The organism is Phycisphaerales bacterium (assembly GCA_016699835.1).
Taxonomy (GTDB): Bacteria; Planctomycetota; Phycisphaerae; order Phycisphaerales; family UBA1924.
The window spans coordinates 271567-288509 of the sequence record CP064987.1 but is presented as its reverse complement, the minus strand read 5'-3'; the positions used below and the strand labels follow the sequence as shown (position 1 = coordinate 288509).

The following is a 16943-nucleotide window of genomic DNA, read 5'->3' as shown; positions in this document are numbered from 1 at the left end:
GCGATGATCGAGACGATCAACCTGACCAAGAACTATGGCGAACTGGTCGCCCTCAACAACCTGAATCTCACGATCCAGGATGGCGACTGCTTCGGGTTCATCGGTCCCAACGGCGCGGGGAAGACGACGACGATCAAGATCCTCGCGACGCTCTTGCGCCCCAGTTCGGGACAGGCGAACATTGCGGGGTACACGATCGGGTACCAGAACCGGCTCATTCGCCCGCTCATCGGCTATGTCCCCGACTTCATGGGGGCGTACGAGGACATGGTGGTGACGGAGTATCTGGAGTTCTTTGCCGCGGCGTACAACATCCACGGGCAGCAGCGTCGCAAGGTCGTGCGTGACGTGCTGGAGTTGACGGACCTGACGTACAAGGCGACGGCGGAGGTCAACAGCCTTTCGCGCGGGATGCAGCAGCGATTGAGTGTGGCGCGGGTGCTCCTGCACGACCCGAAGGTGCTGCTGATGGACGAGCCGGCGAGCGGGCTGGACCCGCGTGCACGCATCGAGATGCGTGAACTCCTGAAGGAACTGCGGCGGATGGGGAAGACGATCCTGATCTCCAGCCACATCCTTCCGGAACTCGCGGAGTTGTGCAACGTGGTCGGGATCATCGAGCGAGGCACGTTGCTCTTCTCGGGGACGGTGGAGGAGATCGTGAAGCGTGCGCGGATGGGGCACGTGCTCCACATCGGCGTGTCCGATCGTGTCGAGCAGGCGGCGGAGATGCTCGGAAAGATGGCGGGGGTGAAGAAGGTCGCGATCGCCGTCGACGAGAACCCGGCGGCGACGAACTCGCGGCTGGTGGGCAAGGCGCCGCCGGCACGCCTGATCCACGTGAGTTACGAGGAAAGCCCCGGGGCGGCCGTGTCGGACATTCCCAGCGTGCTCGTAAACCAGGGCTTCCGGATCACCAAGTTCACGGAGGAGCCGGTGAACCTGGAGACGGCGTTCATGCGACTGACGAAGGGACTGGTGCAGTAGATTTGGCGTGACACGACTGTTGCGCCGCGATTCTCTGATGGAAATGCGCGGGTGCGAGGCACGCACTATCCTTCGTGGCCGCGAGTGCGCGTGATCGACGCGTGACGCCGGCCCACGGAGACGCTCGCATGAATCGCCGGTTGCTCGGATCGCTTGTTGCCTCGCTCGGTGTCGTTGGACTGGTCGGCTGCGCGGGAGCGCAGACGGCGTGGACGTATCCGCCCGCGCCGCGCGGCGAGCAGGTCGACGAGTACCACGGCGTGAAGGTCGCCGATCCGTACCGCTGGCTGGAAGATCCCGATTCGGCGGAATCACAGGCGTGGATCGAGGCGGAGAACGCCGTGACGCACGCGTATCTGGACGCCGTGCCCCAGCGGTCGCAGATCATCGAGCGCCTGACGAAGTTGTGGGACTTCGAGAAGTTCGGCAGCCCGTCGAAGGATGGCGGCAAATATTTCTACTCGTACAACTCGGGGCTGCAGAATCAGTCGGTGCTGTACGTCGCCGATTCGCTTGGGGAGAAGGGGCGGGTGCTGCTCGATCCCAACACGCTGAGCGCCGACGGAACGGTCGCCCTCGCGGGAACGGCCGTGAGCGACGACGCGAAGTATCTCGCGTATGGCGTCGCGGAGGCCGGCTCGGACTGGAACACGTGGCGCATTCGAGATATCGCCACGGGAATGGACACGAGCGACGAGGTTCACTGGGTGAAGTTCTCCGGCGCGTCGTGGACGAAGGACGGTCGCGGGTTTTTCTACTCGCGGTTCGACGAGCCCAAGGAGGGCGAGGCCCTTCGTTCGAGCAACTTCTACCAGAAGTTGTACTTCCACGCGATGGGGACGGAGCAGTCCAGGGACGTGCTCGTGTATCACGAGCCGAGCGAGGCAAAGAAGGACTGGGGGTTCTATGGCGGCGTGACCGACGACGGGAACTATCTCGTCATCCACGTCTCCATCGGGACCGACCCGAAGAACCGGATTTATGTCAAGGAACTCGGATCGGGCGACGGCGCGAGGGCCACGTTGGGCGATCTGAAGGTGAACAAACTCCTCGACGCGTTCGATGCGAGTTATGACTTCATCGGGAACGACGGGCCGACGTTCTACTTCAAGACGGATCTTGATGCGCCGCGCGGCCGCGTCATCTCGATCAATCTGAATCATCCGGCACGGGCGGACTGGAAGGAGATCGTCCCCCAGAGCGACGCGACGCTCACGGGCGTGGGATATGTCGGCGGGAAACTCCATGCGAACTACCTGCGCGATGCGCGATCCGAGATCAAGGTCTTCGGCACCGATGGCGCGTTCGTGCGGAATGTGGATCTGCCTGGCGTGGGCACGGCCGGCGGGTTTGGTGGCAAGTCCACCGACACCGAGACGTTCTACACGTTCACGTCGTTCACTGCGCCGCCGACGATCTATCGCTATGACACGACGACCGGCGAGAGCACAATTTACAAGCAGGCCAAGGTCGATTTCAATCCCAACGACTTCGAGACAAAGCAGGAGTTCTTCGCCAGCAAGGACGGCACGCGAGTTCCCATGTTCATCGTCCACATGAAGGGCGTGAAACTCGATGGGACGAATCCGACGCTGCTCTATGGATACGGCGGGTTCAACATCTCGATCACGCCCAGTTTCTCTGTATCGAATCTCGTGTGGATGGAGATGGGCGGGGTGTACGTCGTCGCCAACATCCGCGGCGGGGGCGAGTATGGCGAGGACTGGCACCAGGCCGGCACGAAAGAGCAAAAGCAAAACGTCTTCGACGACTTCATCGGCGCGGGTGAATATCTGATCTCGCGGAAGTACACGACGCCCAAGAAACTCGCGATCATGGGCGGGAGCAACGGCGGGCTGCTCGTCGGGGCGTGTATGACGCAGCGCCCGGATCTCTTCGGCGCGTGCCTGCCCATCGTTGGCGTGCTCGACATGCTGCGGTTCCACAAGTTCACGATCGGGCACGCGTGGCGGAGCGATTACGGCGCCGCCGACGGCGAGGGGAGCACGGATTCCCAGTTCAAGGCGCTCTTTGCCTATTCGCCGCTGCACAACGTGAAGAAGGGGACGTGCTATCCGCCGACGATGGTGATGACGGCGGACCACGACGATCGCGTCGTGCCCGCGCACAGTTTCAAGTTTGCGGCGGCGCTCCAGTGGGCCCAGTCGCCCACGTGCCCGAGTCCGGTGCTGATCCGCATCGAGAGCAAGGCCGGGCACGGCGCGGGCAAGCCCACGGCGAAGATCATCGAGGATTCGGCGGATCGCTGGACATTCCTCGTGCGGGCGCTCGACATGCACGACGCCAAGCCATAGCCCGCGAGACGGGAAAACAGACCTCGGCGATCCGGCGAACCTAGGCTATGGCCCATGGTTTCCACCGATTCGTCGACCGCGCCGATCACGCGCTTTGCCCCGTCGCCAACCGGACACCTGCACGTCGGTGGCGCTCGCACCGCCCTGTTCTGCTGGGCCTTTGCTCGCCGATATGGCGGTCGGTTCATCCTGCGCATCGAGGACACCGACCTCGCCCGGTCGTCAGTCGAGTCGGCGCGTGGCATCATGGAGGATCTCGCCTGGCTGGGGATCGACTGGAACGAGGGGCCGGTGCTCGAGGCCGGCGACGGTCGAACCAAGCCCGTCGGCGGCGATCCGCGCGGCATTGGCCCGTTCTTCCAGGCCCAGCGGCTGCACCTCTATAACACCCACCTCGAGCGGCTCATCGAGCAGGACATGGCCTATGCCGCCTTCGACACGACCGAGGAACTCGATTCGATGCGGCGCGAGGTGACGGCGAAGAAGCAGACCTTCCGCTACGACCGATCGCGGGCGATGGCGATCCCCAAAGGCGAGCGCGAGCGACGGCGGCGTGCAGGCGAGGCGTGCGTGATTCGGCTGGCCGCCCCTGCGGGCGAGATCGTCGTCGTCGATGAGGTCCTGGGCGAGGTCAAGTATGCGGCGGGCGAACTCGACGACTTCGTGATCCGCAAGGCCGACGGCATGCCAACGTACCACTTCGCGGTCGTCGTCGATGATGAGACGATGGGCGTGACGCACGTGATGCGGGCGCAGGAGCACCTGAACAACACGCCGCGGCACGTGGCGCTCCAGCGGGCGCTTGGGTTTCGGACGCCGGTCTACGCCCACATGCCGATCATCAGCAACATGGATGGCAGCAAGATGAGCAAGCGCGACAAGGCGAAAGTCGCCCGTGTGGCGCTCAAGGCCGAGGTGAAGAAGGACACCTCGCCGGGAGGGCTCGCGACGCTCGCCGCTCGCATTGGCGTCGAGGCTGGCGAACTCCAGGCGTTCATGGACGCGGAGAACGATTCGGTCGCGACGGCGTCAAGGATCGCGGGCACGCTGGGCGTCGTCCTTCCCGAGATCGAGGTCGACGACTTCCGGCGAAGCGGCTATCTCCCCGAGGCGATCGTCAACTTCCTTTCGCTATTGGGCTGGAACCCGGGGATGAAGACCGAAGACGGGAAGGACCTCGAGAAGTTCGACGCCGCCTTCCTCGCGAGTCACTTCTCTGTCGAGCGCATCGGCAAGACCAGTTCCAAGTTCGACCGCGTGAAACTCATGGCCTTCAACGCCTCGGCGATCCAGTCGCTCCCGGCGGAGGAGTTCGCGAGTCGCTGGCGGGCGTGGGCGAAGGAGTATGAGCCGGAGTTCGCCGCGGCGATCGTCGAGGATCGCTGGTCGATCCTCGCGCGAGGCCTCCAGCCCCGGGCCAAGACCTTCGCCGACGCGGTGAAGAACGCGTGGTGGGCGGTCATAAAGGACGACGCGTACCCGTTTGACGACGCGGCCGTGAAGAAGAATCTTCTCGCCAACGACAAGCAAGGCCTGGGCGTTCTCAAGGATCTGCGCGAGCGACTGCACGACATCGGGACCTTTACGCCCGAGAGCATCCATGCCGTCATCGAGGGGTACGCGAGCGAGAAGGACCTGGGCATGGGGCAGGTGGCTCAGCCGCTGCGGGTCGCCGTCACGGGCGCCGGCGTCAGCCCGGGCCTGGGCGAGACGCTCGGCGTCCTCGGGCGCGACCACACGCTGGCGAGGATCGATCGATGCCTCTTGACCTTCCAGTGACAAACTCCATCGTTGAGTCAATGAAGTCAGTCATTCGAGCACACGCAAAGGAAGACCGAGGTGAGCGAGACCGAACCGGCCCAGGACATCGACGAGAGTACCCAAACCGCCACCGTCGTCGAGAAGAGCCCCTCAACGAACACGAGCCGTGAGCCCTTGGAAGAGTTACGGGTCGGGCGCGATGGACCCGGGCGCTCGGCGCACTTCATCCGCGTCGGCGTGCTGGGTGTGATCGCGGGTTTAATCGCCGTGGCCTTCCAGTGGTGCCTTCACGAATCCGAGAACTGGCGCATGGAACTTCTCGCGTGGCTCCATGCCGACGGGCGTGCCGCTTGGGGTTGGATGATCCTGCCCGCTGTGGGACTGGTGGTCGGGTCGATCGTCGGCGCGATGGTCCGCAAGTTCGAGCCGGATTCTTCGGGCTCCGGTATTCCGCACATCAAGGGGTCTCTGCTCGAACTCCGGGAGATCCGATGGAAGCGGCTCCTCCCCGTGAAGTTCATCGGCGGCGTGCTCGGCGTCGGGATGGGGTTGTCGCTCGGTCGCGAAGGTCCGACGGTGCAGTTGGGCGCGACGGTCGGTCGCGCCATGGGCGATCTCCTGAAACTCAAACCCCGCGTCACGGGCCAACTCGTGTCCTGCGGCGCGGGGGCGGGGCTGGCGGCGGCCTTCAACGCGCCACTCGCGGGGTTCATCTTCGTGATCGAGGAACTCCGTCGCGAGATGTCGCCGATCACCTACGCCGGCGCGTTGCTCGCCGCGGTCTGCGCCGACATCGTCGCGAGATTCCTCACCGGCTCACTGCCGTCGTTCCACATCGTGGACCGGGTTCTGCAGGACTCCATGACGCCGCTGGTGGCGATCCCGGCGGTGGCGGTGCTCGGCATCGTGGGCGGTGCAGCGGGTGTGCTCTTCAACAAGGGGCTGATGCGATCGAGCCGCGTGGCGCGTTCGACGATGTCGCGGTTTCCCAGGCTCCCCTCGTGGTCGCTCACGGGCCTCGCCGGCCTCATCGTCGGGCTGGTCGGGTGGTGGATTCCCGAGGCGCTCGGAGGCGGGCATTCGGTCGCGAACGACCTGCTCAACAACAGTTTCGTCTCGCATGCTATCTGGTGGATCGCGGTGCTGCTCGCCGCGAAACTGCTCCTCACCTGGGTGTCGTATGCCTCGGGTGCACCGGGCGGGATCTTCGCGCCGATGCTCCTTATGGGCGCGCTCGCGGGGTTCCTCTATGGCAAGGCCTTCCAGGCGCTCTTCCCCGGCGTCGATCTCGACCCGCGCGTGATGGCGATGCTCGGCATGGCGGCCTGGTTCACAGGCTCTGTCCGCGCCCCGCTCACGGGCATCGTCCTGATCCTCGAGATGACGGGGAACTACAACCAACTGTTGCCAATCGCCGTGGCGTGCCTGGCGTCGTACATGACCGCCGAGCGATTGAAGGACGAGCCGATCTATGAGGCCCTCCTCGACGAGGACCTGCGCCACCGAGGACTGGGTGTGGTCCATGCCGAGCCGGTGCCGGTCGTCATGGGCGTGCAGCACGGCTCGATCCTCGACGGCGCCCTCCTCCGCGACGCGAAGTTCCCCGTCGGGTGCCACGTCGTGCACATCGAGCGTCGCGGCAAGGAGATCGTCGCCATCGGCTCGACCCGCGTGATGGCGGGGGATCACGTCACGGTCCTGACGCCCGGCGACACGCCCGAATCGGCCCTCACTGTCGTGGACATGTGCCGGGCGCACTAGGGGACGTGGCTCACGGAGTTCGCACCAAAAATACCGCCCGAGCGAACATCGCCCGGGCGGTGGTGATTCAACATCATCGATGTCGTGCCGCTGATACGTGTTAGAGATCCACGATCAGCACCCGAGATTGAATCGCGAGAGGAAGTAGAGCAGGTCGTCGATGGTGGTTCCGCCGTCGGGCGTGCCCGTGAACGTCCCGTCGTCCACGTCACTGACGCACTGGGGCGGGCTGGCGAGGGGGATGTCGTCGACATAGAGCGATCCGCCATAGTCGCTGGTCATCTCGACGCGGCGCACGCGCGGCGGGATCGTGGCGGGGTTGAGCACCGGGCGGATGGCGATCGCGTTCCCGCTCAGGATCTCGCCGCTGGGCAGGAGAAAATCCATCGTGCTCTCGCAGCGATAGACGGCGTCCTGCCACCACTGGCCCGTGCCGCCGGGGACCTTGACCCAACTCCCGTTCGAGCATGGATTGAGGACATCGACATCGATGGTAAGCCCGCTGAAGACTCGCACGGCCGTTGGGGTGAAATCGAAGTTTGGGTCGTAGATGCTCGATCCGCCACCACCCCCGCCGCTGCCGGAGGAATACACGACGACCTCCATTTCGACCGCGCCTGGCGTGGCCGTGGCGTCACAGGTGAGTTTTTCAGTCCACGGGATGGCGTTGACTGAATAGCAGATCACTCGCATGTTCTCGGTGTTGGCATCATCATAAAGTTTCATGATGATGACGTGCCCGCGGCAGCAGTTGCCGCTGCGGCCCAGTTGGAGCCCCGAGCCGTCGCCCACGGGCCCAAAGTCCACGCTCACGCCGTCCTGCCCGCTGCTGCCGAGGTTGTCCACGAGGACGATGTGCTTTTCCGGATCGGTGCCGTCGCAGACCTCGCCGGCGCAGAAATCCTTGATCGTCGCGCCCCCGATGCCCGAGATCGCGTGATCGTCGAACGACGAGGCGCAGTCCCACGGCGGGCAGGGGACGTTCAGCGAGGCGATGTGCGGGTCGCCCACGATCAGGTCGGTCAGGTCGTCCGCGTCGATGTCGACGGATTGCGTGCGCCCGTCGTCGGTCGAGCCGATGGACTCGAACTCGATGGTGTGCACGCCGGGGACCGGCGCCGAGGCCAGTCCGGAGACCGTGCACTGGAGCGCGACGGCGCCCGGTCCGCCCGTGAACCGCATCGAGGAGCGGTGCTGCCCGGGCGGGCCCTTGCGTTCGATGGCCATGGCGGTTGACGTCACCCCGGGGAGGCCGCCCGTGATCGGCGTGCACGTGAACGCGGCGATCGACGACGCGACGGTGCCGGTGTCGAGCACATTCCCGGTAGAGTCGTACAAGCGGTACACGAAATGGTCGGTTCCGATCGTGGACTCGGCGTGCTCGATGATCAACTCGCCCGGAACAGCTCCCGCGGAGACGCGCAGGTTGCCCTTGACCGTGCCGTCCCAGCCCTTGGGTCTGATGCGGATCCCGGTGGCAAGCCCCGAGCCTCCCGCGGCGAGGACTTCATCCACGTCCACGCTCACGCCCCCGCCCCAGACGCTGCGGAGTTTGATCTCGACGCCGTCCTGCCCGCTGCTTCCGAGGTTGTGCACCGCGAGTCGGCGACCGGCGAGCGGCTCGAGCGTCGCCGCGCCCGTCGCGACATGGCGGAACCCGCCCGAGTACACGTCCGTCACCACGCACTGGGCCGCGGCGTCCCGCTCGAACCCAAGCCCAAGGCCCATCCCGGCGCACGCGACCAAAAGGAGCGACCGCCCACGAGTTTCCCACACCTTCATGTTGAACCTCCACGAGTGGGCAAGCCGTCGGGCGTCCGCCGTGGTGCGAAGCCGGGTGCACGCCTCGACGCCGGACCCACGAGGCCCGACGCGCCCGCTCTCGCCGCCACCACGCCCATCACCCCCAACCCCATGCCTCCCGTCGGCCGTCTCGACCCACCGACAGAAGGCGGCGTCTCCGTCACGATCTTGCGCCAATCTTCACAAATGCTACCGAAACGTCCAGAAACAAGCAATCTAGAACGACTCCCGAGCCGCTCGGCATGGGACGTCCTGTCGGAATCCGAACGCCGAGGAAGGCGGAGGGCGGGGGCGGGGGGGCGGCGGGGGGGGGAGGGAAGATGAGCACGGTGCCAGTCGAATGGATCCTGGAGAGAAGACGACTCCAGACTCCGACCTCGCAGAATCCCAAGATACTCTCTCCACTTTGGTTGGCATTCTGGAAAACATGGCGCACATTCTCCGTAGTGGGGCGATCGGAGGCGGCCAGATGCGAAGCGACCATCGAAATCGGACGGGCCCGTCGGCGAACCGGGCGAAGACCTCCGCCATGGTTCGGGCGGCGGTTGGTGGTTTGGTCGTCCTCGCGGGCCTGACCACGCCGTCCACATCCGCCCTCGCCCAGACCCCCTCGATCGAGTACATCCAGCCCTCGCCTGGGTTCACGTCTACCACCGTGACCGGAATCTCGCACGACGGCGTTGTCGTTGGTTGGAGCTACACCTTGGGCGGCTCCTCGAACGGGCCTGTCTTTCGGTACGCGCCTGGCGGCACCCGCACCGAGTATGCCGCGGGCGATCTTCCGAGAATCTCGGGCGATGGCCTCGTCGTTGGCTTTTCCAACTCGTTCACGCCCAATGTTCCTCCCCGCCTGTACTACGACGACGGCACGTTCCGCGATCTTCCCAACGTCTCGCTCGCGGGGCAGACGCGTCAGGGCCGCGTGACCCATCTGAACACCGACGGCTCGATCGCGATGCTGAACACGAGTTTCGTGGACAGCATCGGCCGGAGCACGGCGTACCGCTGGACCGAGAGCGGCGGAGTCCAGATCCCCCCCTTCCCCGGCGGGAGCACGTGGAACCACGCCAATGGAATGTCGAGCGATGGGAGTATCGTGGTCGGTGACTGGGCTTTCAACTCAACGGTTATTAGTGGCCCCTGGGCTTGGGACACATCGCAGCCAGCCCTCACACCACTGGTCACGCAGAGCGGGCAACCGATTCTGTTTGGAAACGCGACCGCCATCACGGGGGACGGACGCACGATCTATGCGAGTGGATTTGCGATTCATGATGGAGTCGCCGTGGGCTGGACCGATGGCGCTCCCTTCACCGGGATCTTTCCGAGCGGGGCGTCGTATGACGGAAGTGTGCTCGTCGGCGCGCTTGGTGCCCCGGATGGCTTCGGGTCGTGGATCTGGACCCAAGAGACCGGTGTGATGCGGGCGGTTGATTTTTTCCAATATCACGGTGTTGACACTGGGGATCTCACACTCTTCAGCCAACTCATCGTTTCCGGGGATGGACTGCACTTTGCGTCAGGACCGGTACTCGTCACGATCCCAACCCCCGGAGCGATGGTATCATTGATTCTGGCCGGAACCCTCGCAACCACGCGGCGGCGACGGTAAGAACCCCACGGCGTGGGTGTCGATCGCCGACACCCCGGTTCGTTGTTCGATCTTCCATTGTTCTCGGCCCGGCCCGCAGGCGTGATCGGACCTCGCTCGTCCGCGCGGGGCGGGGGTGCTCGCGCGCGGGGTGGGGGTGTTCGCGTGATGGGCGGGCGGGCGAACTCTTCCCACGCCCGCCGGAGGTCTTGCGGCGGGCACGGGAACACTCCCGGCGGCCGCTTTGGTCGTTGCCGTGGCCGCTTTGGTCGTCGCCGTGGCCGCTTTGGTTCCCGACCGGGCCGCTTTGGTCGTTGCCGTGGCCGCTTTGGTCGTCGCCGTGGCCGCTTTGGTTCCCGACCGGGACGCTTTGGTCGTCGCCGTGGCCGCTTTGGTTCCTGACCGGGACGCTTTGCTCGTCGCCGTTTTCGATTCGGACCTTGCCGTGTTCGGCGTGGACGTCGCGGAGGCGATTGGAAGTCCGCCGCACCCGAACAGAAGGATTGTCGGACGGTGGGGAGGCGCGGGAAGGGGCGATCGCGACGATCGTCGGGCGGGCGACAGGACGAGAGCGTCGTGCGCTCTGGGGCGACTCGGCGGGTTGGAAGCGTCGGATGGTGTGGGGGGATCCGACGCGTCGCCTCGAATGCAAGAACTGGACCGGATGATCCGGATCGCGGCTGTGGACGGATCGCGCGGGGGCTCGCTCGTGCGCGGCGCGGATCGGGGTTCATCCGCGGCGGCGAGTCGCCGATGCCCTCGACGCACTCCGGGACGGTTTCTTCTTTCGGCGCGTGACCGGGAGGACGCCGATCCGGGGCGCGAACCGAAGAAGGAGCATCGCATGGCCGTCTTGCCCGATGGAAATCAGGAGTTTCTGAACTTTGCCCTCGTGCATTCCACGACCTGGGCCGATAACGCGGTGGCCATCGGGATCAGCCCCGCCGTCGCCGCCCAGTTCCAGTCGCTGACCGAGGGCGCCCAGGTCGCCTTCGAGGCGCGCCTCACCGCGGCGGCCGCGGCGCGGGCCGCGACCGAGGCCCAGAACGGGGCGATCGCCCAGGCGCGGCGCTCGGCGGCCGACATTATAAGGCTGGTCCGCATGTTCGCCGAGAATAGTAATGACCCCAGCGTCGTCTATGCCCTGGCGCAGATCCCCGCCCCCGCGACCCCCTCCACCCCGCCCCCCCCGGGGACCCCCAAGGACTTCGCCGTCGGGATCGACCCCGCCAGCGGATCCCTGCAACTCAAATGGAAGTGCGAGAACCCCCCGGGGACGAGCGGCACGTCATACATCATCACGCGCCGGTCGTCGTCGAGCCAGCCGTTCGCCTTCATCGGCGTGAGCGGGAATCGGTCGTTCGTCGACAAGACCTTCGTGCAGGGGCCCGACAGCGTGCAGTACGTCGTCCAGGCCTCGCGCAACGGCGAGTACGGCCCGCCGAGCCAGATCCTGACCATCAACTTCGGCGCCGAGCCAGGGAGCGAGTCGGCCACGGTCGCGTCGACGAGCGAGTCGGCGAACGTCGGCTACGTCCAGCCCGCGATGCCGTCGGCCAAGGCGGCGTGAGGACGGACGCGGCCAAAGGCCATTGGCCCAACGTTGAAGAACCAAGGAACGAAGCCCCGGAGATTCCGGGGCTTTTCTGTATTTTGGTGGGCGTGTCCGATGGGCCTCGTGAGGCGGGTAGGAACCGTCAGGCCGGGGCCCGCCACTCGGGGCGTCCACCAGAGAAAAGCGGAGAGGGAGGGATTCGAACCCTCGATACAGGCCTGAACCCGTATAACGGTTTAGCAAACCGTCGCCTTCAGCCGCTCGGCCACCTCTCCAGGGGTCGCACGCACGCCATCGTGCGGAGCGGGGCCAACTGTAGTCGCCATCGCCCAGCCCGACTTGGAACCACCTCGACGACCCGACGGTCCGCCTCCCGCTCCGGTCAAGGGCGTTCTCGTGGGGCCTGTTCACGTTGGTCGGCGATCCCCATCGGCGGTGCCGCCCGCTGACTCTCAATAGGATGCGGCATGATCGAGATCCTCCTCGTCGCGGGCCTCCTCGCCCAAACGCCCCACGTCGATTCTCCAGAGGCTCCTGCGCCGGTGGTCGAGCCGCCGCCATTCGCCCCGGTGCACGCCCAGGGGCGCACCTGGCACTTCGACGACGCCGACGCCGTGCCCGTCAACCTGAAGGACTGGCCCAGCGAACTCAGCGGCGACGCGAAGAAGCGGATGGGTGCCCCGCGGATCGAGGACGGGAAACTCTACCTCCTCGAGAGTTGGGCGAACTCGTCGGCGGTGATCGCGATTCCCTATGACGAGTCGCTCGAAGGAGTGAATGCCGGCGTCGGATTCGTCCCATCGACCGTCGTGATCGGCTGGACGGTCGTGATGAACACGGGAACAGAAGGGATGGGCTTCGCGTGGATCGACGCCGATCACATTCCTTCTCCCACCACCACGAAAGACGCGAGCGATGGTGCCGACGCTGCGACGACTCCCTTCCTCCCCGTCCCGATGAAGCCCGACGAGAGCAAGGACCCCTGGGGCAACGCCATGCTCGAGCGGCCCGTGTGGGGTTGGGAAGCGCCAAACCTCCGCCACGCCTTCGGCCTCGGCCTCGATGCGAGCAACCCCGTCAATCGCGACCCCTTCAAGGGCTCGGGCAACGCCATGGACCGCCCGCAGCACGAGATCTCGCTGCATTGGGACGGCCTGGAGATCATCAAGAAGACGACCGCGACCGAGTTCCGTGATGAGAAGCCCCATGCCATCAGGGCGACGATCGAGTTCGTGACCGGCGGGGCCGACGTGACGCTCACCCTCGACGACGAGACCGTGTTCGATCGATATTTCATACCCGGCATGGTCGCCTTCAGCGGCCGCGGGTTCTTCGGCGCGAGAAACGCCGAGACCGCGGGCGATGTCCTGCTCGATGACCTCTCCATCGTCGAGTCGAATCTCGTCACTCGCCCCACGCCGCCGACGCGCATCGTCGCCCTCGACCATGTCCTCAACGACAAGGAACACACCACGAACACCAGCGTCGTCGATCTCCCCCAGTCCCTCGACGGCGTCGGCCGGATCATCGCCACTCTGCGCCTCGACAAGCCAGAATCACGCTTCGACCCCTGGGACCGGATCGCCCACATCTCCATCGAGAACGAGGACGGCACCGACCGCACCGAGATGATCCGCTACATCACCCCGTACCACCGCGGCTATGAGTGGTCCGTCGATGTCTCGGACCTGCGACCTCTCCTCATGGGCCGAAAGCGCTTCGTCCAGGAGTGCACGACCTATGGCGAGGGCTGGATCGTCTCGCTGAATCTCGAGTACTACCCCGGCCCGGCCCCCGAGAATCTCATCGCGACGAGCGTCATCAATCTCTGGTGCGGCAATCCGACCATCGGCGACCCCGATCACCCGCCCAGCGAGTTCTACACGCCGAAGGAGATCGCGATTCCCAGGGACACGGTCGCCGCCAAGGTCCGACTCGTCGTCTCCGGCCATGGCATGTCGCCGAACACGGGCAACGCCGCCGAGTTCATGTCGATCGGGCGCACGCTCAAGGCCAACGGCCACGCGTTCACGAACACCCTGTGGAAGACGGACAACTACCTGAACCCGTGTCGCCCGCAGGGGGGCACGTGGAAGTACGACCGGGCCGGGTGGGCCCCGGGCGACGTCGTGCGTCCATGGATCGTCGATGTCACGGACGCCCTCGCCGCCGATCGCCCGCTCAACCTCGAGTACATCCTCGACGACTACGTCAACGACGCCCGGGGAAAGACCAACGCCCCGACGCACACGACAGAGAGCCAGTTGATCTTGTACCGAAAGGCGTCGCACGCCGACGCCACGACAACGACCCCCGCCGAATCAACGGCACCCTGACCCGCATCAATGCCGCGCACGCCCACCCCAAAAGAACAACGGGCCCGACCACTCGGCCAGGCCCGCTTCTTTGCGTCTCCCACGAGCCAAAGTCCGCGAAATGCGGACTCGATCTACTGCTCGTCGGCGGCGTTGCGCGCCATGTCCATCGAGTGGGCCTTCTGATAGGACTGGATGTCCTTGAACTGCCCGCCCGCGGAGCGGACCGCGTACAACTTCTTCCCCTTGCTGCTGTAGAGGACCGTGCGCCGGGCCTTCTTCTTCGCCTTCTTGCGACCGGACGCCTTCTTCGCGCCCCCCCCTCCCCGCTTCGCGGACTTCTTCTTCCCGGCCTTCTTCGCCGCCTTCCTGGTCGCCTTCTTCTTTGACTTCTTCGCGCCCTTCTTCTTTCCCGCCTTCTTCGCGGCCTTCTTCTTCGCCTTCTTCTTTGCCTTCTTGGCCATGTCCTTGACTCCCAAAGAGTGTCTCGGCACGCGGCACTCGCCGCGATCCTTGCCGTTCACGACAGAATCTACAGGATCATCGCCCGCAATGCAAGCGCGATGTGCCCACTCCGCTCCGCGCGAGGACCAGACCGCATCGCGCGAGGACCCATCGACGCCGCGCGACGATCAGAGACCGTCGCGCCCACGCCCCTCATCCGCGCTCGCCCGCGCCCTTGATCCACATCACCCGCCCATCGGCGATGACGCGTCCAACGCCTTCCGCCCCGGGGGCATCTGGAACCTTTCCCGGGTCGTGCAATAGTCGAATCCGCCCATGCGTCCGATGGCGTCGAGGGCCGCCGGGTCGATGTGGTGCCGCTCGTTCACGATTCCCTCCGCCGCGTGCACGCTCACGATCCGGCCGATGACGATGACACCCCCCGCGGGAGCGCCGGGGTTCAACCGGATCACCCTCTCGGTCACGCACTCGAACGACAAGGGGCTTTCCATCACGCGCGGCGGCCTCACCACGCGGCTCTTCGCCGGCGTCAGGCCGAACGCCTCGAACTCGCTCTCGCCATGGGGCAACGCCTCGGCGGTCGCGGCGACCTTCCTCGCGAGGGCGTGCGTGGCGACGCTGACGACGAACTCGCCGACGCCGCCCTCGTCCACGGGCTTCGCGTTCCGCAGCGTGTCCTTCTCCTCGCCGCGCTCGTTGAGGGCGGGACAGAACAGGAGCGAGAGGGGGTTGCTCCCCACGCCGGAAAAGAAGGAGAAGGGCGCGAGGTTGGTGCGCCCGGCGGGACCGCTCCCATCAGGGGCCACGGTCGAGACCCACGCGATTGGCCTGGGGACGATCCCGCCGATGAGCAACTTGTACCGATCGGGCTGCGAGAGCGACGCGGGATCGATGTCCATGGGCGATGCTACGGCTGCACGTCGGCCTTCGTGACTCGTGATTCGGCATTCGAGAGCAAAGGCCCGGCCTTCGTGATTCGTGATTCGGCATTCGTGGAGGGTGGGGAGCCGAGGCACTGGGGCAAGGCACTCCATCCCCGGCGTCGCGCCCGCGACCCCGACCCACTCTCGTGGGGCAGGCGGCCCGCCTGCCCCTACCTCCTCTTCACTCCGCCCCTCTCACTCCTTCCCCTCCGCGACCTCTGTGCTCCCCTCCGCGTCCTCGGCGTTCGCCTTGACCTTCTCCCCACTCGCGCTCCCGCACTCGGGACACGCGGCTCCAATTGGCAGCCCGACCCGGCTGTAGCCGCACGTCACGCACTCATCCGGCCCGCGCCGCCGCCAGAAGACGCCGCGCGAGAGGAAGAACGCCGGGATGCCGCTCGCGAGGATGATGATCCAGAGCGGAATGATGATCACCGTGCTCCGAAATCCGATCGAGGACATTGACTGTGTTCGCAACGTGATCCCGACGGCGTTCAAGAGCGGCGAGATCACCCATTGCTGGTCGACATTTTTAGGGGTGTCCATCACCATCGCCGGGGTCAGGTGCGCCTCAGCGTTCCAATCGGTGATGAGCGATTCATACTGGTACCTGTGATCCCTGGAGATATCACGGATCCAAGCGTTTATGCCAAACATTCCCGGGAACACAAACACCGAAACATGGCATCCGCTCGCTTCATAGCCGCTTGGATTCGGGCCCGAGGGCATCATCAACAGCGACGAGGTCGTCGAGTTCGCAACGACCGAAACATCCCGTATCACGGTGAGCGTCGCGCGTCGAACATACGAAAGCGGCCACGCCACCAGCGCGAGCACGCACACCAGCCCCAGCACCACCGCTGCGACCACGCGGGCCGCGCGGCGAACCCGCCGCCAGAGGGACCTCGTCCGCGGCGTGGCGGGCTTCTCGTTCATTGACGCCGCCGTGTTCTCGGGCGTGTCGGCCATGAGGGAACGGTAGACGCCCGCGATCCCTTCCATACCTCGTGGGGCAGGCGGCCCGCCTGCCTCTCCCTCTTCTTCATCGCGCCCCTCTCACCCAATCCCCCCTCTTCCCCCTCCTCACTCCTCTGCGTCCTCTGTGTTCGTCTTCGCCTTGATACCAATCCCGCCCCAGATCACACTGATCCCGTCCCAGATTCCTTTGATCCGGGACCAGATCACTCCGATCCCGGGTCAGAGTGCTCCGATCCCGTCCACGATTGCTCCTATCCCGGGCCTGAGTGCTCTGATCCCGGCCCAGATTGCTCCGATCCCGGGCCAGATCAGAGTCATCTGGAGGGTCCGCACGGTTTATCTGTGCCAGAACGCGGGTCGCCCACCCCGATGCCCGATGCCCGATCCCCGATGCCTTCTTCATGCCAAGACGAACGCAGAGGACACAGAGGTAAGAACAGAGTTCGCGGAGCGGGGAGGGGGGGACGCGGAGCGGGGAGGGGGGGACGC

The 16943-nt window shown here is 65.6% G+C and carries 11 protein-coding genes and 1 tRNA gene; 7 read left to right on the top strand and 5 right to left on the bottom strand.

The features are described from left to right. Positions 1–3 precede the first annotated feature (3 nt). From IPK69_01235 to clcA, 4 genes are all read left to right on the top strand, one after another. Positions 4–987 carry an ABC transporter ATP-binding protein gene (locus IPK69_01235; protein ID QQS10383.1) on the top strand — a complete coding sequence of 328 codons (984 nt, stop codon included), beginning with the start codon at positions 4–6 and terminating at the stop codon, positions 985–987. A 128-nt stretch (positions 988–1115) separates the two neighbouring features. Further along, positions 1116–3302, top strand: coding sequence for a S9 family peptidase (locus tag IPK69_01230; protein ID QQS09281.1), 2187 nt, complete (start codon positions 1116–1118; stop codon positions 3300–3302). A gap of 54 nt (positions 3303–3356) precedes the next feature. Then, positions 3357–5081: a glutamate--tRNA ligase gene (gene gltX / locus IPK69_01225; GenBank protein QQS09280.1), complete on the top strand. Its 1725-nt coding sequence runs from the start codon at positions 3357–3359 to the stop codon at positions 5079–5081. Between the two features lie 60 nt (positions 5082–5141). Then, positions 5142–6824 carry a H(+)/Cl(-) exchange transporter ClcA gene (gene clcA, locus IPK69_01220; GenBank protein QQS09279.1) on the top strand — a complete coding sequence of 561 codons (1683 nt, stop codon included), beginning with the start codon at positions 5142–5144 and terminating at the stop codon, positions 6822–6824. A gap of 114 nt (positions 6825–6938) precedes the next feature. Here clcA and IPK69_01215 read toward each other — a convergent pair whose 3' ends face one another. Further along, positions 6939–8606, bottom strand: a complete 1668-nt coding sequence (locus IPK69_01215; GenBank protein ID QQS09278.1) for a hypothetical protein — start codon at positions 8604–8606, stop codon at positions 6939–6941. A gap of 490 nt (positions 8607–9096) precedes the next feature. Here IPK69_01215 and IPK69_01210 point away from each other — a divergent pair, with 490 nt between their 5' ends. Together IPK69_01210 and IPK69_01205 are read left to right on the top strand one after the other, a co-directional pair. Further along, positions 9097–10239: a hypothetical protein gene (locus IPK69_01210; protein QQS09277.1), complete on the top strand. Its 1143-nt coding sequence runs from the start codon at positions 9097–9099 to the stop codon at positions 10237–10239. Between the two features lie 823 nt (positions 10240–11062). Next, a complete protein-coding gene (locus tag IPK69_01205; protein QQS09276.1) occupies positions 11063–11788 on the top strand; it encodes a hypothetical protein in 726 nt (241 codons plus the stop codon). Between the two features lie 169 nt (positions 11789–11957). Here the strand turns inward: IPK69_01205 and IPK69_01200 are convergent. Continuing rightward, positions 11958–12048: transfer RNA gene (locus tag IPK69_01200), tRNA-Ser, on the bottom strand. Positions 12049–12240: 192 nt separating this feature from the next. Between IPK69_01200 and IPK69_01195 the strand changes: the two genes are divergently transcribed. Further along, on the top strand, positions 12241–14109 hold the full coding sequence (locus tag IPK69_01195) for a hypothetical protein (protein QQS09275.1): 1869 nt from the start codon (positions 12241–12243) through the stop codon (positions 14107–14109). A gap of 113 nt (positions 14110–14222) precedes the next feature. On the opposite strand, the gene IPK69_01190 is transcribed toward IPK69_01195, so the two are convergent. The 3 genes from IPK69_01190 to IPK69_01180 all read right to left on the bottom strand — a co-directional run bounded on the left by IPK69_01190 (position 14223) and on the right by IPK69_01180 (position 16478). Further along, a complete protein-coding gene (locus tag IPK69_01190) occupies positions 14223–14552 on the bottom strand; it encodes a hypothetical protein (protein QQS09274.1) in 330 nt (109 codons plus the stop codon). Between the two features lie 225 nt (positions 14553–14777). Further along, positions 14778–15452 (bottom strand): flavin reductase family protein, encoded by a 675-nt coding sequence (locus IPK69_01185; GenBank protein QQS09273.1) that lies wholly within the window; start codon positions 15450–15452, stop codon positions 14778–14780. A 219-nt stretch (positions 15453–15671) separates the two neighbouring features. Continuing rightward, complete coding sequence (locus IPK69_01180) at positions 15672–16478, bottom strand: hypothetical protein (GenBank protein ID QQS09272.1); 807 nt, start codon at positions 16476–16478, stop codon at positions 15672–15674. Between the last annotated feature and the right edge of the window lie 465 nt (positions 16479–16943).